General features: G+C 63.7%; 16 protein-coding genes. 8 read left to right on the top strand and 8 right to left on the bottom strand.

Features of this window, described 5'->3' with window-relative positions; all coding sequences use genetic code 11:
• Window positions 1-158: 158 nt before the first annotated feature.
• Together FJ546_RS02005 and FJ546_RS02010 are read left to right on the top strand one after the other, a co-directional pair.
• Window positions 159-2,528 carry an aminomethyltransferase family protein gene (locus FJ546_RS02005; protein ID WP_140887640.1) on the top strand — a complete coding sequence of 790 codons (2,370 nt, stop codon included), beginning with the start codon at window positions 159-161 and terminating at the stop codon, window positions 2,526-2,528.
• 253 nt (window positions 2,529-2,781) lie between these two features.
• Window positions 2,782-4,491, top strand: a complete 1,710-nt coding sequence (locus FJ546_RS02010; protein ID WP_140887642.1) for an APC family permease — start codon at window positions 2,782-2,784, stop codon at window positions 4,489-4,491.
• A 52-nt stretch (window positions 4,492-4,543) separates the two neighbouring features.
• Here the strand turns inward: FJ546_RS02010 and FJ546_RS02015 are convergent, their stop codons facing one another.
• From FJ546_RS02015 to FJ546_RS02035, 5 genes are all read right to left on the bottom strand, one after another.
• The gene (locus FJ546_RS02015; RefSeq protein ID WP_181167776.1) at window positions 4,544-5,893 is read right to left on the bottom strand and encodes an LLM class flavin-dependent oxidoreductase; all 1,350 of its coding nucleotides are present in this window, start codon (window positions 5,891-5,893) and stop codon (window positions 4,544-4,546) included.
• A gap of 189 nt (window positions 5,894-6,082) precedes the next feature.
• Window positions 6,083-9,223 carry an efflux RND transporter permease subunit gene (locus FJ546_RS02020; protein WP_140887643.1) on the bottom strand — a complete coding sequence of 1,047 codons (3,141 nt, stop codon included), beginning with the start codon at window positions 9,221-9,223 and terminating at the stop codon, window positions 6,083-6,085.
• 240 nt (window positions 9,224-9,463) lie between these two features.
• Window positions 9,464-10,606 carry an efflux RND transporter periplasmic adaptor subunit gene (locus tag FJ546_RS02025; RefSeq protein WP_140887645.1) on the bottom strand — a complete coding sequence of 381 codons (1,143 nt, stop codon included), beginning with the start codon at window positions 10,604-10,606 and terminating at the stop codon, window positions 9,464-9,466.
• A gap of 47 nt (window positions 10,607-10,653) precedes the next feature.
• Window positions 10,654-11,259 carry a TetR family transcriptional regulator gene (locus tag FJ546_RS02030; RefSeq protein WP_140887647.1) on the bottom strand — a complete coding sequence of 202 codons (606 nt, stop codon included), beginning with the start codon at window positions 11,257-11,259 and terminating at the stop codon, window positions 10,654-10,656.
• A gap of 185 nt (window positions 11,260-11,444) precedes the next feature.
• Window positions 11,445-13,085 (bottom strand): acyl-CoA synthetase, encoded by a 1,641-nt coding sequence (locus tag FJ546_RS02035; RefSeq protein WP_140887648.1) that lies wholly within the window; start codon window positions 13,083-13,085, stop codon window positions 11,445-11,447.
• Between the two features lie 201 nt (window positions 13,086-13,286).
• Between FJ546_RS02035 and FJ546_RS02040 the strand changes: the two genes are divergently transcribed.
• The 4 genes from FJ546_RS02040 (at window position 13,287) to FJ546_RS02055 (ending at window position 17,061) form a co-directional block, all read left to right on the top strand.
• A complete protein-coding gene (locus tag FJ546_RS02040; RefSeq protein WP_140887660.1) occupies window positions 13,287-14,252 on the top strand; it encodes a sugar-binding transcriptional regulator in 966 nt (321 codons plus the stop codon).
• A gap of 88 nt (window positions 14,253-14,340) precedes the next feature.
• On the top strand, window positions 14,341-16,395 hold the full coding sequence (locus FJ546_RS02045) for a bifunctional aldolase/short-chain dehydrogenase (protein ID WP_140887662.1): 2,055 nt from the start codon (window positions 14,341-14,343) through the stop codon (window positions 16,393-16,395).
• A gap of 110 nt (window positions 16,396-16,505) precedes the next feature.
• A complete protein-coding gene (locus FJ546_RS02050) occupies window positions 16,506-16,781 on the top strand; it encodes a type II toxin-antitoxin system ParD family antitoxin (RefSeq protein ID WP_140887664.1) in 276 nt (91 codons plus the stop codon).
• On the top strand, window positions 16,774-17,061 hold the full coding sequence (locus FJ546_RS02055; RefSeq protein WP_140887665.1) for a type II toxin-antitoxin system RelE/ParE family toxin: 288 nt from the start codon (window positions 16,774-16,776) through the stop codon (window positions 17,059-17,061). Before FJ546_RS02050 ends, FJ546_RS02055 begins: the two co-directional genes overlap by 8 nt.
• A gap of 70 nt (window positions 17,062-17,131) precedes the next feature.
• Here FJ546_RS02055 and FJ546_RS02060 read toward each other — a convergent pair whose 3' ends face one another.
• The 3 genes from FJ546_RS02060 to FJ546_RS02070 form a co-directional block, all read right to left on the bottom strand.
• Entirely contained in the window at window positions 17,132-18,184 is a 1,053-nt protein-coding gene (locus FJ546_RS02060) for a substrate-binding domain-containing protein (RefSeq protein WP_140887667.1), read from the bottom strand.
• A 49-nt stretch (window positions 18,185-18,233) separates the two neighbouring features.
• Window positions 18,234-19,229 (bottom strand): ABC transporter permease, encoded by a 996-nt coding sequence (locus FJ546_RS02065; RefSeq protein WP_140887668.1) that lies wholly within the window; start codon window positions 19,227-19,229, stop codon window positions 18,234-18,236.
• Between the two features lie 81 nt (window positions 19,230-19,310).
• Window positions 19,311-20,822, bottom strand: coding sequence for a sugar ABC transporter ATP-binding protein (locus tag FJ546_RS02070; protein WP_140887670.1), 1,512 nt, complete (start codon window positions 20,820-20,822; stop codon window positions 19,311-19,313).
• A 137-nt stretch (window positions 20,823-20,959) separates the two neighbouring features.
• Here FJ546_RS02070 and mtnK point away from each other — a divergent pair, with 137 nt between their 5' ends.
• Window positions 20,960-22,231 carry an S-methyl-5-thioribose kinase gene (mtnK, locus tag FJ546_RS02075; RefSeq protein ID WP_140887672.1) on the top strand — a complete coding sequence of 424 codons (1,272 nt, stop codon included), beginning with the start codon at window positions 20,960-20,962 and terminating at the stop codon, window positions 22,229-22,231.
• Window positions 22,228-23,322, top strand: coding sequence for an S-methyl-5-thioribose-1-phosphate isomerase (gene mtnA / locus FJ546_RS02080; RefSeq protein WP_140887674.1), 1,095 nt, complete (start codon window positions 22,228-22,230; stop codon window positions 23,320-23,322). Before mtnK ends, mtnA begins: the two co-directional genes overlap by 4 nt.
• The last annotated feature ends 7 nt before the right edge of the window (window positions 23,323-23,329 follow it).

Genomic DNA, 23,329 nt, shown 5'->3' on the forward strand with positions numbered 1-23,329 from the left:
AGCTTGGCACCGGCGGCACTCCGTCACCCACCCCTCAACCCACAAGGGGAGAAGGAGGAAAGGGTGGTCCGCCTTGCCAAACGCAACCGCGCTGCTATTCTTGCTGCTAAAATAATTTCACGCACAGGCAAACTTGTTTCTCGAACCGCAAGGCTGAGATGAGCCAGTCGCCCTACCCAACAGTCACAGCCGGACCGCCGCGCCCGAGCCTCATCCTGAGGCCCGGTCAGATCGCGCTGCCGCCGGGCATGGAGCGTTACACGATCCAGGGCAACGGGGCTTTGCTGATCGAGGTTGAGGCCGGCGATATCGTCACCGTACGCAATGTCGAAGGCGGCCAGGCCTGCGAACTTCTGGCCTGGGACACCAAAGGCACCACCGATCCCGGCATCTTCGGCGAAAAGTCCAACAGCAATGCCGCCGGCGTCAAGGCGCTCCTCGCCGAAGGCGATGACAGTCTCGCATCCTTGCGCCGCGGGCTGGCGCGCCGGCAGGTGCAGCTTGATCAGGCAAAGGCGCTGCGCGTGTTCGGCGGCGTGACACCCACCGGGACGGAGCAGAGTTTCACCGTCACGCGCGACGGCTCGATGGCCATCGCCGCGCCCGGCGGACCGATGCTGGTCGACAGCCATGACACGGCAACGCCGCTTACCGTCATCGTGCGCCGCGCCACGATCCGCCTGAAGACAAAATCGCAGTTGGCCGATCCCCTCGCCGATCCGGTGCTCGATCTGCGCGTCCATTCGGCAACGGCGGAATCCTATTTCGTCAAGGCCGGCGACTATCTGCAGATCATCGATGTCGACGGCCGGCAATGCACCGACTTCCAATGCTTTTCGGCGCGCAAGCTGGACAAGGGCCTCAACCATCCGCTCGACGTGACGACGACGCGCACCTTGATGGGGTCGAGCTATCCGATGCCTGGCCTGCACTCGAAATATTACGACCAGGACATGGAGCCGCTGGTCGAGGTGGTGCAGGACACATGCGGCCGGCATGATGCCTTCGCGCTCGCCTGTGCTGCGAAATATTACGACGACATCGGCTATCCCGGCCACACCAACTGCTCTGAGAATTTCAACGGCGCGCTGGCCGGCAAGGGCGTCAATCCCCGCGCCGGCTGGATGGCGATCAACTTCTTCTTCAACACCGCCATCGACGCGCATGGCGTGATGGTGTCCGACGAACCATGGTCGCGGCCGGGCGACTATGTGCTGCTCAGGGCGCTGACCGACATCGTCTGCGTCTCCTCCGCCTGCCCCGACGACACGACGCCGGCCAATGGCTGGGATCTCACCGACATCCATGTGCGGACCTATTCCGGCCGGCACAAATTCTCGCGAGCGATCGCCAGACGCATGACGCCCGATTCGGAACCGAAAATGACCCGCGAGACCTCCTTCCATTCATCCTTTGCCAAGCACACCCGCAATTTCTCGGAATACAGGGGCTACTGGCTGGCCAACTCCTTCGCCAAGGAAGGCCCCATCGCCGAGTACTGGGCCTGCCGGCGGGACGCCGTGATCATGGACCTGTCGCCGCTCAGAAAGTTCGAGGTCACCGGCCCGGATTCCGAAGCGCTGCTGCAATACACGCTGACCCGCGACGTGAAAAAACTCGGCGTCGGCCAGGTCGTCTACTCCGCCATGTGCTACGAGCATGGCGGCATGATCGACGACGGCACGCTGCTGCGGCTCGGCAAGGACAATTTCCGCTGGGTCGGCGGCGACGATCTGTCCGGCGAATGGCTGCGAGAGACCGCTAAGAAGCTTGGGCTTAATGTCCTGGTGCGCTCCTCCACGGACCAGATGCACAATGTCGCCGTACAGGGCCCAAAAAGCCGCGATATCCTCAGAGAAGTGATCTGGACTTCGCCACTGCAGCCTTCGATCGATGAGCTCGAATGGTTCCGCTTCGCGGTCGCCCGCATCGGCGGCGGCAACGGCATTCCGGTCGTCGTCTCGCGCACCGGCTATACCGGCGAGCTCGGCTATGAGATCTGGTGCCATCCGCGCGACGCCGAAAAAGTGTTCGACGCGATCTGGGAAGCCGGCCAGCCGCGTGGACTAAAGCCGATGGGCCTGCAAGCGCTTGACATGGTGCGCATCGAGGCCGGGCTGATCTTCGCCGGCTACGAATTCTCCGACCAGACCGATCCGTTCGAGGCCGGTATCGGCTTCACCGTGCCGCTGAAAAGCAAGACCGACGACTTCATCGGCCGCGAGGCGCTGATCCGTCGCAAGGAGAACCCGCAGACGAAACTGGTAGGCCTCGACATCGACAGCAATGTCGCGGTCGGCCATGGTGACTGTGTCCATGTCGGCCGCGCCCAGATCGGCGTTGTCACCTCGGGCATGCGGTCGCCGGTGCTTGGCAAGAACATCGCGCTGGCCAGGCTCGACGTCACCCACGCGGCCATCGGCACGGAGGTCGAGATCGGCAAGCTCGACGGCCTCGCCAAACGGCTGCCGGCGCGTGTCGTCGCCTTCGCCCATTACGATCCGCAGAAGACCCGGCCGCGCTCCTGACTGTTGCTATCCGGACAGGTAAAACGCGCGTCAGCGGTGCCGCGAGATGTATTGCCGCCTGCGCGCGCAAGCGTGATGTGCACGGCGTCACAAAACGCTTGACGTGAAAGCGCGCCGGATCAATCTTCACTCCTAAGAAAAAAATACAACTGAGTGGAAACACCGGAGTCGTCAGGTCATGTGCCAGGGAGCAAGCTTCGCAAAGCCGAGGCATCGCTGGCGGGGAACACGAGAAAAAGGGGAAGTCACTGACATGAGCACCATAAGCACGGCCCTTGAGCAGCCTGTCGAAAGCAAGCTGCTCAGGCATATCGACTGGCGCGGCGCCTTCTGGGTGGCGAGCGGCGTTCCGGCACTGGTCCTGTTTTCGATCGGCGGCATCGCCGGCACGACCGGGACGCTGGCCTTCCTGATCTGGACGGTGTCGATGATCATGGGTTTCCTGCAATCCTTCACCTACGCCGAGATTGCCGGCCTGTTCCCGAACAAGTCCGGCGGCGCCTCGATCTACGGCGCCACCGCCTGGCTGCGCTATTCCAAGTTCATCGCGCCGCTGTCGGTGTGGTGCAACTGGTTCGCCTGGTCGCCGGTGCTGTCGCTCGGCTGCTCGATCGCCGCCGCCTATATCCTCAACGCGCTGGCGCCGGTGCCGCTGTTCACCGAGACCTCGCCTGATGTCGTCGCCTATATAGCGGCGCATGCCGGAACGGCGCCCGCCGACGCCATAACGGCGGTGACCGCGGCCGCGACACCGGCGATCCGCAACTGGACGCTGTACAGCCACACGCTGGGTCCGGTCTCCTTCACCCTCAACGCCACCTTCTTCATCGGCGCGGTGCTGATGCTGATCATCTTCTCGATCCAGCATCGCGGCATCCTCGGCACGGCCAATGTGCAGAAATATATCGGCCTGCTGGTCATCATCCCGATGCTGATCGTCGGCGTCGTGCCGATCTTCACCGGGCAGATCAACTGGGCCAATTTCTCGCCGCTGCTGCCGCTGGCGGCCGCCTATGCGCCGGACCCGGGCGCCTGGAACATCGCCGGCTGGACGCTGGTGCTCGGCGGCATGTTCATCGCCGCCTGGTCGACCTACGGTTTCGAGACCGCCGTCTGCTACACTTCCGAGTTCAAGAACCCCGGCACCGACACGTTCAAGGCCATCTTCTATTCCGGCCTGCTCTGCATGCTTCTGTTCATCCTGGTGCCCTTCACCTTCCAGGGTGTGCTGGGCTTGAACGGCATGCTGGCGACACCGATCGTCGACGGCTCGGGTGTGGCGGATGCACTGGCCGGCATGGTCGGCGGCGGCAAGATTATCCACAGCCTGCTGGTGATGCTGATGATCCTGGCGCTGGTGCTGTGCATCATGACGGCGATGGCCGGCTCCTCGCGTACGCTCTACCAGGGCTCGGTCGATGGCTGGCTGCCGCGCTATCTCAGCCACGTCAACGAACATGGCGCGCCGACGCGGGCGATGTGGACCGACCTGTGCTTCAACCTGATCGTGCTGGCCATCGCCTCGGCCGACGCGACGAGCTTCTTCTTCATCCTCGCCGTGTCGAATTGCGGCTACATCATCTTCAACTTCCTCAACCTCAATGCCGGCTGGATCCATCGCATCGACAACGGCCATATCGCGCGGCCGTGGAAAGCGCCGACCTGGCTTCTCGGGATCGGGGCGATCTTCGCCTATGTCAACGCGATCTTCATGGGCGCCGGCGCCAAGGTATGGAACCCGATGGCGCTGTGGGCCGGGCTGATCACCGCGGCATTGATTATCCCGGTGTTCTGCTTCCGCCACTACATCCAGGACAAGGGCAAGTTCCCCGACCACATGCTGGCCGATCTCGGCATGACGGGAGCTGACCTCGCGGTGAAGAAAGCGGGCATGCTGCCCTATCTGACACTGATCGCCGGTGTGGCGGTGATGCTGATCGCCAACTGGATATTCGTCATCTGACAGGCCGACTTATGAAACATCGGGCGCGCTTCGGCGCGCCCGATGTTTTTCGTCAACCAGCCTTGCGGATCGTCGTCTTCTCGAAGAACCGGTTGGGCGGCCGCTTCAGGCCGAGATTCTCGCGCAGCGTCGAGCCCTCGTACTGCCGCCTGAAGATGTCGCGCCGCTGCAGTTCGGGCACCACCTTCTCGACGAAATCGTCGAGCCCGGCGGGCAGATAGGGAAACATGACGTTGAAGCCGTCCGATCCCTCGGTGACCAGCCATTCCTCCATCTCGTCGGCAATGGTTTGCGGCGTGCCGATGAAGGCGAGACCGGAATAACCGCCCAGCCGCTGGGCAAGCTGGCGTACGGTCAGGTTTTCGTTCCGGGCAAGCTCGATGACGCGCTCGCGGCTGCTCTTCGAGGCATTGGTCTCGGGTATGTCCGGCAGCGTTGCATCGGGATCAAAGGCCGACGCGTCATGCCCAAGCGCGATCGACAGCGAGGCAATGCCGCTCTCGTAATAGACCAGGCTGTCGAGCTTCGTCCGCTTGGCCCGCGCGCCCTCGACGCTGTCGCCGACAATGACGAAAGCGCCAGGCAGGATCTTGATGTCGTCGCGCGACCGGCCGAGTTTCTGTGCCCTGCCCTTGACGTCGGCAAAAAAGCGCTGCCCGGCCGCGAGATCGCCATGGGCGGCGAAAATCACCTCGGCCGTTTCGGCGGCCAGTTGCCGCCCGGCCTCCGAGGCACCGGCCTGGACGATGACCGGCCAGCCCTGCACCGGCCGTGCAATGTTGAGCGGGCCGCGCACGGAGAGGTGCTCGCCCTTATGGTCCAGCACATGCAATTTGGCGGGATCGAAATAGAGCCCGCTTTCGGCGTCGCGGATGAAGGCGTCGTCGGCAAAACTGTCCCACAGGCCGGTCACGACATCGTAGAATTCCCGTGCCCGGTGATAGCGCTCGTCATGCTCGACATGTTCGTCCAGCCCGAAGTTGAGCGCCGCATCGGGGTTGGACGTGGTGACGATGTTCCAGCCGGCGCGCCCGCCGCTGATATGGTCGAGCGACGCGAAGCGCCGTGCGATGTGATAGGGCGCGTCGAAGGTCGTCGACGCAGTGGCGACCAGCCCGATGTGATCGGTGACAGCCGCCAGCGCCGACAGCAGCGTGAACGGCTCGAACGAGGTCACGGTGTGGCTGCGGCGCAGCGCCTCGACCGGCATGTTGAGCACGGCCAGATGGTCGGCCATGAAGAAAGCGTCGAACTTCGCCGCCTCCAGCGTCTGGGCGAAGCGCTTCAGATGCGCGAAGTTGAAATTGGCGTCAGGATAGGCGCCGGGATAGCGCCAGGCGCCGGTGTGCAAGCTGACCGGGCGCATGAAGGCGCCAAGCCGCAATTGCCGTTTTTCAATCATGGGAAGACATCCTGATGAGGACGAGCGTTGCCGCTCCGGTGTCGCTCAACATGGAACCGCTTTGCGGCCCCGGGAAGGAATTCTGTTTTGCAAAATCGGCAGCGGGGAGCATTTTCATCGGTGCGACGGACCAGCCGTCACACCGCATCATCCGCCATAACTGATGGCGGATGATGCGATGAAACCTCTTTATTCCGCGGCCAGGGCCAGTTGCGGCCGCTCGGTCGCCAGTTCTGGCTCGGGCGCCTGCTCGTTGTTCACCACCTTCTTCGGCTCGCGGCCGAAGAACAGGGCGTAGCCGGCCGGCAGCACCAGGATGGTCAGCACGGTGGCAACCACGATGCCGCCCATCATGGCGTAGGCGAGCGGCCCCCAGAACACGGCGCGCGAGATCGGGATCAGCGCCAGCACCGCCGTCATCGCCGTCAGCACGATCGGCCGGAAACGGCGCACGGCCGAGCCGATGATGGCCTCCGAGCGTTCCATGCCTCTGGCGATGTCCTGGTCGATCTGGTCGACCAGGATGATCGAGTTGCGCATGATGATGCCGAGCAGCGCGATGACGCCAAGAATGGCGACGAAGCCGAACGGCGCACCGCTGATCAAAAGCGCGGCGGCAGCCCCGATGATGCCGAGCGGACCGGTGGCCAGCACCAGCATCGCCTTGCCGAAGTTCTGCAGCTGGATCATCAGGAGCACGACGATGATGGCCAGCATGACCGGCGCCTTGGCGGCGATCGACGCCTGGCTTTCGGCAGAATCCTCGGCACCGCCCTGGATCTCGATCTTGTAGCCGGGGGCCAGGCCGTCGCGCAGCCCCTGCATGTCCTTGTACATCTTGGTGACGACGTCGTTGGACTGCACGCCATCGGGCAGCGTTGCCCGCACGCTGATGGTCGGCAGGCGGTCGCGGCGCCACTCGATGCCTTGCTCCAGCACCGGCACCACCTTGGCCACCTGCGACAGCGGCACGAAGCCGCCGAAATCGGTCGGGATGTAGACCGAGTCGACCGAGGACAGCAGGCTGCGGCTGGCATCCGGCTCGCGGGCGACGATGGAGACCGTCTCCTCGCCATCGCGGAAGTCGTCGAGCGGCGCACCGGCCATAGTCGCCTGCAGCATCTGGCGGATGCGCTGCGAGGTAACGCCGAGCGCCCGGGCACGATCCTGGTCGATGACCAGCTTCATTGCCGGCACCGGCTCGAGCCAATCGTCATGCACGGCGCCCAGCAGCGGATCCTCGCGGAATTTCGCCTTCACCTGGTCGGCGATGCGGCGCACCTCCTGGCGATCGGGACCCATGACGCGCATCTGCACCGGCCAGCCGGTCGGGGGTCCGAGGAACAGGCGATCGACCTTGGCGCGGATCGAGGGGAAATCCTCAGCCAGAACCGTGCGCAGCTTGACGATCAGCCGCTCGCGCGCCGGCTCATCATTGGCCATGACAAGCATCTGGGCGAAGTTCGGGTTGCGCAACTGCTGGTCGAGCGGCAGGAAGAAGCGCGGCGCGCCTTCGCCGATATAGGTGGCGATGAAGCGCTTGTCCTTGTCGTCCATCATCTTGGCTTCCAGCGCCTTGGCCTGCGCCTCGACCTCCTTGATGCTGGTGCCTTCCGGCAGCCAGAGGTCGACGAGGATTTCCGGCCGCGACGATTGCGGGAAGAAGTTCTGCGGGATGAACTGGAACGCCCACAGGCTGGTGCCGAAAGTCACCAGCGTCATGGCGAGCACGATGATGCGGTGGCGCACGGCCCAGCCGACGGTCGAGCGCAGCCGGCGGTAGAAACGCGTGTCGAAGACATCGTGATGGCTGCCGGCATGCTTGCGCTGCTTGAGGATCATGTTGCCGAGCCACGGCGTGAAATAGACCGCGACGAACCACGAGACGATCAGCGCGATGCCGACGACATAAAACAGCGTGCGCACATATTCGCCGGCCGTGGAAGCGGCGAAGCCGACCGGGATGAACCCGGCGGTGGTGATGAGCGTGCCGGTCAGCATCGGGAAAGCGGTCGATGTATAGGCAAAGCTCGCGGCCTCGATCTTGACCAACCCCTCCTCCAGCTTGCGCTCCATCATCTCGACGACGATCATGGCGTCGTCGACGAGCAGACCGAGCGCGATGATCAGGGCGCCCAGCGAAATGCGCTGCAGGTCGATGCCGAGCTCGTACATGATGGCGAAGGTAGCGGCCAGAACCAGCGGGATTGCGATGGCGATGACCAGGCCCGAGCGCCAGCCGATCGACAGGAACGAGACGACGAGCACGATCAACAGCGCTTCGCCGAGTGCATGCATGAACTCGGCCACAGCATCGGTGACGACGCCCGGCTGGTCGGAAATCTGGTCGACCGACACGCCATAAGGCAGCGCTTCTTCAAAGCGCTTGTAGGTCGCCTCGACGTCCTTGCCGACATCGGTGACCTTGAAACCCTTGGCCATGACGACACCAAGCTGCACGCTGTCATGACCGTTGAAGCGGTATTTGCGCTGGAAGGGGTCCTCGAGCCCGGAGGTCACGGTGGCGATATCGCCGAGACGGGTGACCTGCCCACCGGCACGCAGGCGCAATTCCCTGATGTCGGCGGCCTTGGTGACGTCGCCTTCGACGGAGATGCGCACCGAATTGACGCCGGTGTCGACGGCACCGGCCGGATCGACATTGTTCTGGCCCTTGATGGCGTTCTGCAGGTCGGTCAGCGTCAGGCCGCGCTCGGCCAGCGCCTTGGACGAGACGTCGATATAGAGTTTTTCCGGCTGGTCGCCGATGATGACGGCCTTCTCGACGCCTGGCGTGGTCAACAGCATGTCGCGCGCCTGGATGGCGAACTTCTTCAGCTCTGGATAGGAGAAGCCGTCACCGCTGATCGAATGCAGGGTGATGAAGGTGTCGCCGAACTCGTCGTTGAAATAGGGGCCGAGCAGGCCTTGCGGCAGGTCGCCGGAGATGTCGCCGACCTTCTTGCGCACCTGATAGAAGGCGTCCGTCACCTCGGCGGCGTTGGTGTCGCCCTTGATCTGCACGGTGATGATGGCGCTGCCGGCGCGCGTGAAGGAGCGCACGAAGTCAAGATGCGGCGTTTCCTGCAGCTTGCGCTCGATCTTGTTGACGACCTGGTCCTCCATCTCCTGGATAGAAGAGCCCGGCCAGATCGCCTGGACGACCATCACCCGGAAGGTGAAATCCGGGTCTTCCTTCTGGCCCATGCGCATTAGGCCGAGCGCACCGGCGATGATGATCAGCCCGAACAGGAAACGCGCGATGGAGGGATGACCGATGGCCCAGCGCGACAGGTTGAAGGGCCGCTTTTCTTCAGTGGAGGTCGTCATCGTTGCAGGTCCACTTTGCTTGTTTGCCGGCGCCTGGCGCTTCGAAGAAGCAGGGCGCGCGAAACGAAATCATCCGCGTTCGATCTGGCTTCCGGGCGGCGAGGCTTTCCGAGCGGAGAGACACTCATCGCGGTGGGACGCTAGGTCGATGCGGGGGTACATCGGCCGTGATGTCTCAACCTTCGGGCGCACGCCGCCCGGAAACCTGCGGCCGCGGGAACGCGGCCGACCTATCTGTCCTCAGCGCAGCCGGCTGGCGTCGTCGCCCTCGACGGACGCGGATTGCTGCGCCACGCCGCCGGCGAGCTTGACCTTCAGATTCTCGGTCATGAACTGGGTGCCGGCGGCGACCACGACATCGCCGGGTTTCAATCCTTCGGCCACACGCACGCCATCGGCGGCGAACTTGGCAACCTTCACCGGACGGGCATGAACGGTGTCGGCGTCACGATCGACGGTCCAGACGATCGACTGGCTGTCTTTCTCTGCCAAGGCGCTCAAGGGGATCGAAACCAGTTGCTTTTCGTTGGCGGCCGAGGCCTCGATATTGGCGGTCATGCCGAGAAGCACACGTGGATCATTGGGCAGGCTGACACGGACGGCGAAGGTGCGCGACTGTGGATCGGCACTGCCGGCAACCTCGCGGACCTTGCCGTCGAGCGCCAGCGCGCTGTCGGACCAGAACCCGGCCTTGACCGACTTGCCGGGCTTGAACTCGGCGATCTCCATTTCCGGCACCGCGATCAGCACTTCCTTTTCGCCGTCGACCGCGACAGTGACCACAGGCGTGCCGGAGCCGACCACCTGGCCGACATCGGCGTTGACAGCCGTGACGATGCCGTCCCTGTCGGCCTTGAGGTCGGTATAGCCGACCTGGTTCTTGGCCTGGTCAAGCGACGAACGGGCGGAGTCGCGCGTGGCGACCGCCTGGTCATGGGTCAGCGTCGCCTGTTCGAGCTGCGATTTCGGCGCGAAGTTTTTGGCGAAAAGCTGCTCGGCGCGCTTGCGCGCAAGCTCCGTCGTCTCGACCTGCCGTTCGGCGGCATCGAGCGCTGCCTGCGCGCTCTTGACCGACAGATCGTAGTCGGTGGGATCGATACGGGCGAGCACATCGCCGGGCACCACATGCTGGCCGATGTCGACCAGACGTTCGGTGATCTTGCCGTTGACGCGGAAAGCCAGGGCGCTTTCGGTGCGGGCCCGCACCGACCCCGAATAGGAGAGCGTGCGGGAGTCATGCGCCTGGGCGATCTCGACGACCTTGACCGGGCGGATGATCTCCTTGACCTCGGCCTTCTCCTGGCTGCAGCCGGCAAGAGCGAGCGCCGCGACAACCAGGCCCGCGACCGGCAACCCGCGGATGATGGAATGGGACAAGGACATAGTAATACTCCCGACTGGAGGCGGACTGCCGACACCGGCGCCGGCGGTTATTTCAAGGCTCTGATGGCGTAGTCGATAAGTTCGTCGGGCATTGCCCGATTGGTCTTGGCAAGGCACTGCGCCACCATCTGCGGGTGGCAAAGAATGACGGTCGCGGCGCCAAAGCAGCGCGAGGAAGTTTCGGGATCCTGCTCCCTGAACTCGCCGGTCTCGACGCCCTCGCGGATCACCTCGGCGAACAAGTCGTGGATGCTGTTGACGTGCTTGTCGATGACGGCCCAGTCGCGCTCGAGCGCGACGACGACCATCTCATGGACCTTCTGCTCGTCCAGCATGGTCTCCAGCGTCATCTTGTACTGGGCGTGAATGTAGCGCCGCAGCCGCTCCTCCGCGCTGATTGGCAGGTGCATGATCTCGTAAGCCATCTTGTAGCTGGCGCCGAGCATCCGGCCGCACACCGCCTGGTGGATTTCGACCTTGGAGGCAAAGAAACGGTAGATGTTGGCCGGCGACATGCCGAGCTCGCGGGCAATGTCGGCGACATTGGTCTTGCCGTAGCCATAGTGCCGGAAAAGGCGCTCGGCGCAGTCGAGAATGCGCGTCACATTCTCCTGTCTGGCGGCATCGACCATGATGTTGGCGGCTTCGGACATAGCTCTTTCGTTTGACAAGTGACGAATTTCAATTTTCGTCAGTCGTAAATTGAAGAAGGTGGAATGTCAACGCTAAATCGACGTACGCGTACAAGATCGTGACAGATGGTGACATCCAGCAGACGTCACCAAGCGGCCCAAGGATGCGGGCAACTCGAAATATTTTTTGAGAGGCAGTCGGCGCTTCAGGCGAGTTTGGCCATTTCCCGGAGCCGGAATTTCTGGATCTTGCCGGTCGAGGTCTTTGGAATCTCGGCGAAAATCACCGCTTTCGGCACTTTGAAGCGGGCAAGCAGCGCGCGGCAGTGCTCAATGATCTCGGCCTCGCTCGCCGTCTTGCCGGGCTTCAGCTCGACATAGGCGACCGGCACCTCGCCCCATTTGTCGTCATGGCGCGCCACAACGCCGCAGGAGGCGACGGACGGGTGCTTGTAGAGCGCATCCTCGACCTCGATCGAGGAAATGTTTTCGCCGCCCGAAATGATGATGTCCTTGGAACGGTCCTTGAGCTGGATGTATCCATCGGGATGCATGACGCCTAGATCGCCGGAATGGAACCAGCCGCCGGCGAAGGCTTCGTCGCTGGCCTTGCGGTTCTTGAGATAGCCCTTCATGACGATGTTGCCGCGGAACATGACCTCGCCGATGGTCTTGCCGTCGGCGGGCGTCGCCTGCATCGTCTCGGGGTCCATGACGGTCAGGCCTTCGAGCGCGGCATAGCGCACGCCCTGCCTTGCCTTCTTGGCGCTGCGCTCGCCCTTTGCGAGATCGTCCCATTCGCCGTGCCATTCGTTGACCACGGCCGGGCCATAGGTCTCGGTCAGGCCATAGAGATGGGTGACGGCAAAGCCTGCATCGGCCATCCCCGACAGCACGGCTTCCGGCGGCGGCGCGGCCGCGGTGTTGAAGGTCACCGTCTGCGCGAACGTGCGCTTGTCCTCATCCCGGGCGTTGATCAGCACCGACATGACGACCGGCGCGCCGCATAGATGGGTGACGCCGTGATCGGCGATGGCCTCGTAGATCGGCTTCGGCCGCACCCAGCGCAGGCAGACATGGGTGCCGGCCTGGACGGCCAGCGTCCACGGAAAGCACCAGCCATTGCAGTGGAACATCGGCAGCGTCCAGAGATAGACGGCGTGCTTGGCCACGCCTGCATGGATGGTATTGGTGTAGGCCATCAGGGCGGCACCGCGATGGTGATAGACGACGCCCTTCGGATTGCCCGTCGTGCCCGAGGTGTAGTTGAGCGAGATGGCGTCCCATTCATCGTCGGGCATCGACCAGGCGAAATCCTCATCGCCGTCGGCGACAAAATCCTCATAGTCGAGCGCACCAATCCGCTCTCCCTTCGGATACGGGGCGTCGGCCGTGTAGTCGGGATCGTCATAGTCGATGACCAGCGGCTTGACCTTGGCCAGATCGAGCGCCTGCCGGACGACGCCGGAGAACTCGCGGTCGACGATGAGCACCTTGGTCTTGGCATGGTCGAGCTGGAATGCGATGACCGCGGCGTCGAGGCGAGTGTTGAGCGAATGCAGCACCGCCTTGGTCATCGGCACGCCGAAATGCGCCTCCAGCATCGGCGGCGTGTTGGACAGCATCACGGTGACCGTGTCGCCCTTGCCGATGCCGCGCTTTTGCAGCGCCGATGCGAGCTTCAGCGAGCGGCGCCAGAAATCGCGGTAGCTGATGCGCTGGCGGCCGTGGATGATGGCGATGTGGCCGGGATAGGTCTTTGCCGCGCGCTCCAGATAGGTGAGCGGCGTCAGCGGCTGGTGGTTGGCCGCGTTCTTGTCGAGGTCCTGTTCGTAAGGTTTGCCCATCCCGTCCTCCCCAAGTCCTTTTCGAGCTTTCTAACCTTACGGCTTTCGTCAGGCCATCCCCCTGAATGGCCGAAAATGCTATGCTGTCCGGGCTTTGTAGAACGACCATCCCGGATGCGTTTTGTTTAGAGGCGTTCGCCCTCACGCATGCCAATTTGACTTTTGTCGAGAGCCGTGACTAATGTCAGTCGAGGAGACGGCATGGCGATCCGACCGGCAGAACAACTCATTCACAAAGCCGCCTGGCTCTACTATGCGCATGGCCTGCGGCAGGACCAGGTCGCGAGCCAGCTTAACATTTCGCGTGCTTCGGTGGCCATGTATCTGCGCAAGGCGCGCGAGACCGGCATCGTCAACATCTCGACCTCGACGCAGCTGTTCACCCACGACGTGATGGCGCGCAGGCTCGAGGACGCCTTGAAGCTCGACGCGGTCTGGATCGCGCCGGAGAACGGCTATATCCCGGACCCGTCGACGGATATCGCCGTGCTGGCGGCGAGCGTCTTTCTCGAACTGGTCAAGAAGGGCGACCGCATCGGCGTCGCCTGGGGTCGCACCGTCTATACGATCGCCGACATCATGTCCTATGCCGACCTGCAGGATGTCACGGTGGTGCAGCTCTGCGGCAATCTCGGCGCGCCCTACTCCTATCGGCCCGACCAGTGCACCATGGAAATTGCGCGCCGGCTCAACGCCAAGGGGCTCAATTTCTATGCGCCTCTGGTGCTGTCGACGGAAGATCTCGCGCGTGCGTTGCGCGCCGAGCCGGTGATCCGCGAACAGCTTGCCGGCATCGGCGATTGCAATCTCGCGCTTTTCTCCGTCGGCACCGTCGATGCAGACAGCCATGTCGTCAAATGCGGCGCGCTCGACCCGGACGAAATGGCCGCGCTGCGCGGCATCGGCGCAGCCGGGGTGATTGCCGGACAGATCATCGACGCCAGGGGCGAGGCGCTCGATTGCAGCTACAACCGCCGGGTCATTTCGGCTGAACTCGGCTCGCTGCGTGCCATCGAAAAACGCTTGATGGTGGTGCAGGAGGACAGCAAGTTCGAGCCATTGCTCGCGGCGCTCGCGGGCGGGCTTTGCACGCATCTTGTGGTCGGCGCGCATATGGCGCAACGGCTGCTCGATCATGCCGGAGCGGCACCACAAAAAGCATCCTGAAAAGGCAACTCTTCGCCCGGCGCATCGTCATCAAGGCGTCGCGGCATTCCTGTTTCACCACCCAAGACAGCAACTGGACGAAGCGAACATGAAGAATTTGTGGAACGACGACACGGCCGAGAAACTCGTCGCCGACTATGCCAAGAAGGGCGTCGGCCGCGACCTCGCGCTGCGCGTCTACACGACGCGGCTGCTGGGCGGCGTGCCGCAGTTGGTCCTGCATGGCGGCGGCAACACGTCCTGCAAGATCAAGGCGACCGACCTCGTCGGCGATGAATGGGATGTGCTGTGCGTCAAGGGGAGCGGCTGGGACATGGCCGTCATCGAGCCGCAGGGACTGCCGGCGGTCAAGATGGGCGCACTGCTCAAGGCGCGCGCGCTGGACAAGCTCGCGGACGAGGACATGGTGGCGCTGCAGCGGGCAAACCTCATCGATCCGTCCTCGCCTAACCCCTCGGTCGAGACGCTGCTGCATGCCTTCCTGCCGCATAAATTCGTCGACCACACCCATTCGACCGCCATCCTGGCCATCGTCGACCAGGAAGACTCAAAGCCGCTGGTAAAGACGGTCTTCGGCGAGAAGATGGGCTACGTGCCCTACATCATGCCGGGCTTCGACCTTGCCAAGGCGGCGGCCGACGTCTTCGATGCCGACCCGACGGTGGAAGGACTGATCCTCGACAAGCACGGCATCTTCACCTTTGGCGACGATGCCAAACAGGCTTACGACCGGATGATCCACTATGTGAACGTCGCCGAGGAGTACGTCGCCAGGAACGCCAAGCCGAAGGCTGCCAAGGCGGCGTTGCCGGCAAAGCTCGCGACGCCGGCATCCATCGCGCCGATGCTGCGCGGCGCCGTTGCGGTGGCGCGCGGCGAAGGCCGCTTCGACCGCATGATCTCTGACTTCCGCACCTCCGATGCGATCGTCGATTTCATCAATTCGGCCGCCATCGCCGACTATGCCGGACGCGGCGTGTCGACACCGGACCTGTCGATCCGCATCAAGACCGGGCCGATGGCGGTGCCGGCGCCCGATGCCGACAAGGTTGGCGACTACAAGGCCGTCATCAAAAGCCATGTCGACGCTTTCGCCAAGGAGTACCGGGCCTATTTCGAGACCAATGACGCGCTCGACGACGTCAAGCGCACGATGCTCGACCCGATGCCGCGGCTGACGCTGGTGCCGGGGCTCGGCATGTTCGGCCACGGCCGCACGCTGAAGGATGCCAGGATCGCCTCCGATGTCGGCGAGATGTGGATCGAGGCGGTGCGCGGCGCCGAAGCCGTCGGCCGTTTCCATCCGCTGTCCAAGGCCGATTTGTTCCCGCTCGAATACTGGTCGCTCGAACAGGCCAAGCTTGCCTCCAACAAGCCGAAGCCGCTGACCGGCCAGGTGGTGCTGATCACCGGCGGCGCCGGCGCGATCGGGGCCGCAACGGCAAAGCTGTTCGCCGACAATGGCGCCCATGCCGTCGTCGTCGATCTCGATGCCGAGAAGGCCGCCGATGCCGCCAAGAAAGCCGGCAACAATTCGATCGGCGTCGCCGCCGACATCACCGACCCGGCCCAGGTCCGGGCCGCCTTCGACAAGGCGGTCGCCGTCTTCGGCGGCGTCGATATCCTGGTCTCCAATGCGGGCGCGGCCTGGGAAGGCCGGATCGGCGAACTCGACGATGCGCTGCTGCGCAAGAGTTTCGAGCTCAACTTCTTCGCCCACCAGTCGGTGGCGCAGAATGCCGTGCGCATCATGCTGGAACAGGGCACTGGCGGCGTGCTGCTGTTCAACACCTCCAAGCAAGCGGTCAATCCGGGTCCGAAATTCGGCGCCTATGGCGTGCCGAAGGCGGCGACTTTGTTCCTGTCCAGGCAATATGCGCTCGACTACGGCGCCCATGGCATCCGCTCGAACGCCGTCAACGCCGACCGCATCCGCTCCGGCCTTTTGACCGACACCATGATCGCCAGCCGCTCGGGCGCGCGCGGCGTATCGGAGAAGGAATATATGTCCGGCAATCTGCTCGGCCAGGAAGTGACGGCGCAGGACGTGGCGCAGGCCTTCCTGCATCACGCGCTGGCCGAACGCACCACCGCCGACGTGACGACGGTGGATGGAGGCAACATCGCGGCGGCGCTGCGGTAGGCAGAGCTTTGCCTTGTGATCCCCGGCCGCATGGCAGGGGATCACAAGCACGCGATACCGGAATCCTAACAAATATTGCTAGTTCTTGTGAGGCGTGATACAGGATCGGCATGAAAGCCGAACCGATGCGCACCCTCACCATCTCGCTTACCGCGAAGCAGAGTGCTCGCCTGCAAAGCGCCATCGAAGGCGGAGCATATGCCTCCAACAGCGAGATTGTCCGCGACGCTCTTCGCCTGTGGGAGCAGCGCGAAGAATTGCGCGCCCTTGAGCTCGAGCACTTGAAACGCGCCTATGCCGATGGCATGGCCAGCGGCAAGCCGGTGGAAGTCGAACCCGCCGAGTTCCTGCGTAGCCTGAAGGCAGAACGCCGCGCCCGTGGCTAGATATCGCCTCACACCGCGCGCCGCGCAGGATTTGCGGGATATCTGGTACACAATAGCAATCGACAACGAAAAGGCAGCGGACAGGCTGCTGATGCGCATTTTTGAGAAGCTGGACCTGGCGACGCAGCATCCCAAGTTGGGCACGGCCCGGCCGGACTTGAGCGCGACGGCCCGTGTGCTCATCGAGGGCCGCTACATCGTCATCTACGAACCGCAGCCGGACGGCGTCCTGGTCGTGGCGATTGTCCACGGGATGCGCGATCCGGAACACTGGCTGTAAAGCGAGCGGCTGCATCCATATAAAAAGGGCGGCTCGTGGCCGCCCTTTCGGTTTTGTCGGACGCGCAGCCCTACTTCGCGTTCGGGTTCGGCATCCAGGCCGGCATGGCGACATCTGCATGGGCGAACTGCGGCAGCTTGGCCGAAAGGTCTTCCATGTTCTTGATGTCCTTGTCGATCAGCTCTTTCTGGGTGATCAGCGTCGGCGGCACGATGACGTTGTGGCCAGGGTCTTCACCGGCGAGCAGTTGCGCCAGAGCGCGCACCGAGACCTGGCCGACGACGGCCGGATTGGTGGCGGCGGTCGCCGCCCAGGCGCTGTCGGGCTCGCGCATCGCTGATATGTCCGATGTCGAGATGTCGGCCGAATAGATCTTGATGCCCTTGTTCAGGCCGGCTTCGTCGACGGCGATCTTCACGCCCTTGGCGAACTCGTCATAGGGGGCGAACATCACCTTGATGTCGGGATGAGCCGACAGCACCGAACGCGCCTGGTTGGCGACCGAGTTGGCGATCGGGTTGTCGAGCGTGCCGAACATCGCGACTTCCTTGATGCCGGCATATTTCTTCTTGACGTCGACCCAGGTCTCGTTGCGGCGGTCGAGCGGCGCGATACCGGCGACGTAGACATAGCCGGCATTCCAGCCCTCACCATTGTCCTTCACCGCCTGCTCGAGCGCGAGGCGGGCAAGGTCTTTGTCCGACTGTTCGATCTGCGGGATCTTGGGGTTTTCGACATTGACGTCGAAGGCCACGACCTTGATGCCGGCGTCGACCGCGCGCTGGGCCGCATCCTTCATCGATTCCGTCAGGCCGTGCTGGATGATGATGCCCTGCACGCCGAGCGCGATGGCCTGGTCAACCATGTCGGACTGAAGGGCGGCATCCTGGCGGCTGTCGAGCACGCGCAGGTCGATGCCAAGCGCCTTGGACTGCGCCTCGACGCCCGAGAGATAGGCCTGGAAGAAGTCACCGGTCGAGAGATAGCGCACCAGCGCGATCTTGACGCCGGGCTTGTCGAACGGGGCCGGCTTGTCCGCGGCAAAAGCCGGGACCTGCATCAGCATGGTTGCGCCGGCCAGCCCGAGCGCCACCTTCCCCAGAAGTCTTCTCGTGATGTTCACCTTGTTTTCCTCCACTCTTGTTGAACCCAAAAATCCTGTCCGGTCGAGACTACCCCCTGCCCCTGCCCGAAAGGGCAAAGGTGAAGACAAGGGCGACGACCAGAACCACGCCCTTGACGAAATCCTGCGTGTAGTAAGGCGCGTTCATCATCGTCAGGCCTTGCAGCAAGATGCCGACGAACAGCGCGCCGACGGCGGTGCCGAAGGCGTTCGGCTTGGCGGCACCGAGCACCGCGTAGCCGATCAGCGCCGCGGCAACCGCATCGAGCAGCAGATTATTACCCGAGGCGATGTCGCCGCGTCCAAGCCGGGCGGCGAGCAAAATGCCGCCGATCGAGGCAAAAACTCCTGAAATAACGTAGGCCCAGATCTTGTATGCCTTGACAGGCGCACCAGCGAGCTCGGCCGCTCGCTCATTGGAGCCGACCGCATACATCATGCGGCCGAAGCGGGTGTATTCGAGGAAGAACCAGATCAGCACGGCCAGAACCAGCAGCACCACCACCGACACCGGAATGAGGTTCGGGATGAAGAAATCGAAGCGGTGGCGGCCGAGCGCCAGGAAGGCGTCGCCGAACTTGCCGTTGGCGACCGAACCGTCTGGCATGGTCATGCCGGTGGCGATCGAGCGGCCTTCGGTCGGGATGCGCTGCAGGCCGACCAGCAGGAACATCATGCCGAGCGTCGCCAGGAGATCGGGCACGCGCATATAGACGATCAGCCAGCCATTGATCAGGCCGACAACGGCGCCGATCAGCAGGCAGACGACGACCGCCACGACAGCGTTCTGCTCGAGCACCACCATGACATAGGCAGCCGCCATCATGGCCGATGTGGCGACCGAGCCGATCGACAGGTCGAAGCCGCCGACGACCAGCGTGGCGGTGACGCCGAGCGCCAGCACGCCGGTGATGGCCACCGACTGGAAGATGAAGACGGCACTTTGCGGCGAGACGAACCCGTCGGCGGCGATCGCGAAATAGGCGACCAGCCCGAACAAGAGGACGATGAACCCATAGCGTATGGCGTGGTCGCGCAGCGTCATTCAGCCCACCCGCGCGACGCAGCCATTCTTATCCAACTCGGACCCATAGTCTCTCCATTCCAATTCTACCCGCCGCGCGGCTCAGGCGGCGCTGTGCAGCGGCCCGCCGGCGACCTCGGCCAGCAGGCGATCGAGATCGACTTCGGCGTTGCGGTGTTCACCGACGATCGTGTGTTCCGACATGACCAGGATGCGGTCGGCCGTCTCCAGCGCCTCGTCGAGTTCGGTGACGAACAACAGCGTCGCGCGGCCATTGGCGCTTGCCCTCAGTTTGGCGGCGATGTCGCGCCTGGCCGAGATGTCGACGCCCTGAAAGGGCTCGTCGAGGATGAACAGCGCGGCATTCTGCGCCATCCAGCGGGCGACCATGACCTTCTGCTGGTTGCCGCCGGACAATGCCGACATCTCGTCCTTCTCGGAGCGGCAGACGATGCTGAGTTCCTCGATCTGCCGGCGCGCGGTGGCGCGTTCGAGGCGGCGCTTGAGCACACCAAGATTCGACATGCGCTTGAGGAACGGCAGGCTGACATTGCGCTCGATGTTGAAGCCGCCGACGATGCCGCTGGTGGCGCGATCCTTGGCGACGAGGAACACGCCGGAGGCGATCGCGTCACCGGCCGATCGCGGCGCATAGGGCTTGCCGTTCATCGTCATGGTGCCGGCCAGCGGCTTGCGCACGCCGAACAGCGTCTCGGCAAGCGCGGTCTTGCCGACGCCGACGAGGCCGGTGATGGCAACGACCTCGCCATCGCCAAGCGTCAGCGAAATCGGCCTGGCCCCATGCCCGATGCGCAGGCCTTCGACCGTCAGGACCGGTTTGGCGGAACTCCTGGCAACGATCTGGTCGAGATGGATCTTGCGGCCGAGCATGGCATTGACCGCGCCTTCATAATCGAGCGGCTTGGTATCAAAGACACCCGAAATAATGCCGTCACGCATCGAGACGATGCGATCGGCGAGCCGCCTGATGTCGGACATGCGGTGCGAGATATAGAGGATCGCCACGCCTTGTTCGCGCAGCCTGTCGACCAGCGCGAACAGCCGGTCGGCCTCGGCGCTGGAGAGCGAGGACGTCGGCTCGTCGAGGATCAGCACTTTCGGCTGATGTGCCAAGGCGCGCGCGATCGCCACCATCTGGCGATCGGCCAGCGAAAGGTCGTTGACGCGGGCCTTGAGATCGATGGCCAACCCCATGCGGTCGGCGACGGCCTTGGCCTCGCGGCGCACGCGGGTCGGATTGAACAGCGTCGGCACGCCCCTGCCGCTCAACCTGTCGAGTGTGAGGTTTGTGGCGACGTCGAGGTCGGCGACCACACCGTCATTGATGTTCTGGTGCACGGTGACGACGCCGGCGCGGATTGCCTCCGCCGGCGCGTTCGGCGCAAAATCCTGGTCCGCCAGGGTCATCGTGCCGCCGCCGCGCTCGTAGACGCCGCTTATGATCTTGACGAGGGTGGATTTGCCGGCGCCATTGGCGCCCATCAGCACGGTGACTTCGCCGGAATGCAGCTCGAGCGAGATGCCGCCAAGCACCTCGTTGCGGCCAAAGGATTTCCTCAGTCCCTCTACACGGAACACGGCATTGCCGACCATGCGTTCCTCCCTGACCATGACGCTATGGGCTATATCGGCAATTGTCAACACGATTGACAATTGCCAGATCGCTTCCTAGCTTGGCCCCGCCGTCACGGCTCCCTTATGATCGGAGCGCACAGGCGGGAGGGACACGAATGACCGGGAAATTGCCGTTCGAAGCACTGTCGGTGGAGACGCTTGCAACGCGCCTCGGCACGAACGCGGCGCTGTGCGCCAAGATCGGCAGGGACACCACACACTGGAAGGTCCGCGAGGTCGGCGACGGCAATCTCAACCTCGTCTTCATCGTCGAGGGCGCCGGCGGCGCGGCCGTGGTCAAACAGGCCCTACCCTATGTCCGGCTGGTCGGCGACAGCTGGCCGCTGCCGCTGAAACGTTCCTTCTTCGAGTATCACGCGCTGACAAGGCAAGAGGCGCGCGCGCCGGGCTCGGTGCCGGCGATCTATCATTTCGATGAAGGCCAGGCGCTGATCATCATGGAGTATCTGGCGCCGCCGCACGTCATTCTCAGGCGTGCCCTGATCGACGGGCGGCAGCTTCCGAACATTGCCAGGGATATCGGCCTGTTCATGGCCCGCACGCTGTTTCGCGGTTCCGACCTGTCGATGGTGACCAGGGATCGCAAGGCCGATCTGGCGCTGTTCGCCGACAATGTCGAGCTCTGCGACATCACCGAGAACCTGGTGTTCTCCGATCCCTATTTCGACGCCAAGATGAACCGGCATACGCCGCAGCTCGACGGCGTCGTTGCCGAACTGCGCGCCGATCGCGACGTCAAGGTCGAGGCGCAGCGGCTGAAGCACATTTTCGCCGCCAATGCCGAGACATTGCTGCATGGCGATCTGCATTCCGGCTCGATCATGGTCACCGACACGGAGACCCGGATGATCGACCCGGAATTCGCCTTCTACGGACCGATGGCCTTCGATGTCGGCATGCTGCTCGCCAATTTCTGGATGTCCTTCTTTTCGCAGCGTGGACATGAGGAGAAGGGCAAGCGCGATGCCATGCGCGCCTATCTGCTCGGGGTTACCGCAGAGACATGGGCGGTGTTCCGCACCGAATTCTCGCATCTGTGGCGCACCGAGCGCACCGGCATGCTCTACCAAAAAAGCCTGTTCGAGGATCAGGGCGACAGGCTGGGTGCGGAACAGGCGCTCGACCATGTGCTGCACCAGATCTGGACCGACCTGCTCGGCTTTGCCGGCATCGAGGTGCACAGGCGTATCCTCGGCCTCGCCCACAATGCCGATTTCGAGACCATTGCCGATGAAGAGCTTCGCGCCAGTTGTGAGGCAAAGGCGTTGAAATTCGGCCGTCACATCGCCGTCAACCGGCGCCAGATACACAGCATCGACGAGGTCAACACCCTGGCCGCGCTGATCGAACAGGAGAGCAGCATTTGAACGTCGGCGACCGCCACTACCGCACCATCTGGCTGAGCGATGACGGGCGTTCGGTCGAGATCATCGACCAGCGCTGGCTGCCGCATGATTTCCGCATCGAGACAATCGGCACGGTTGCCGGCATCGCCACCGCCATCCGCGACATGTGGGTGCGCGGCGCGCCGCTGATCGGCGTCACCGCGGCCTACGGCGTCGCCATGCAGATGGCGGATGATCCGTCCGACGCCGCGCTCGATGCGGTGTGGGAGACGCTGCACGAGACGCGCCCGACGGCGATCAATTTGCGCTGGGCGCTGGACGAGATGCGGCGCTTCCTCAAGCCGCTGCCGACAGACCAACGCGCCGCAGCCGCCTATCGGCGTGCCGCCGAGATCGCCAACGAGGATGTCGGATTGAACCGCGCCATTGGCGAGAACGGACTTGCCATCATCAAGGCGATCGCGGCGCGCAAGCAGCCGGGCGAGACGGTCAATATCCTGACCCATTGCAATGCCGGCTGGCTGGCGACCGTCGACTACGGCACCGCCACCGCGCCGATCTATCTGGCAAGCGAAGCCGGCATCCTGGTCCATGTCTATGTCGACGAAACGCGGCCGCGCAACCAGGGCGCCCAGCTCACCGCCTGGGAGATGGCCGGCCACGGCGTGCCGCACACGCTGATCGTCGACAATGCCGGCGGCCATCTGATGCAGCGCGGCGCGATCGACATGGTCATCGTCGGCACCGACCGCACCACCGCCGATGGCGATGTCTGCAACAAGATCGGCACCTATTTGAAGGCGCTCGCCGCCGCCGACAATGACGTACCGTTCTATGTCGCGCTGCCCTCGCCGACCATCGACTGGACGGTGCATGACGGGCTCGAGGAGATCCCGATCGAGCAGCGCTCGGCCGACGAGGTTTCGCTTGTCTGGGGCAAGACCGACAGCGGCGAGATCGCCCAGGTGCGCATATCGCCCGAAGCGACGCCGGCCGCGAACCCAGCCTTCGATGTGACCCCTGCACGGCTTGTGACCGGGCTGATCACCGAACGCGGCATCGCCAAGGCCTCGCGCGAGGGCCTGAAGGCAATGTTCCCCGAACGGGCATAGCGCCGAC

Origin of the sequence: Mesorhizobium sp. B2-4-19 (assembly GCF_006441315.1) — a bacterium.
GTDB lineage: Bacteria > Pseudomonadota > Alphaproteobacteria > Rhizobiales > Rhizobiaceae > Mesorhizobium.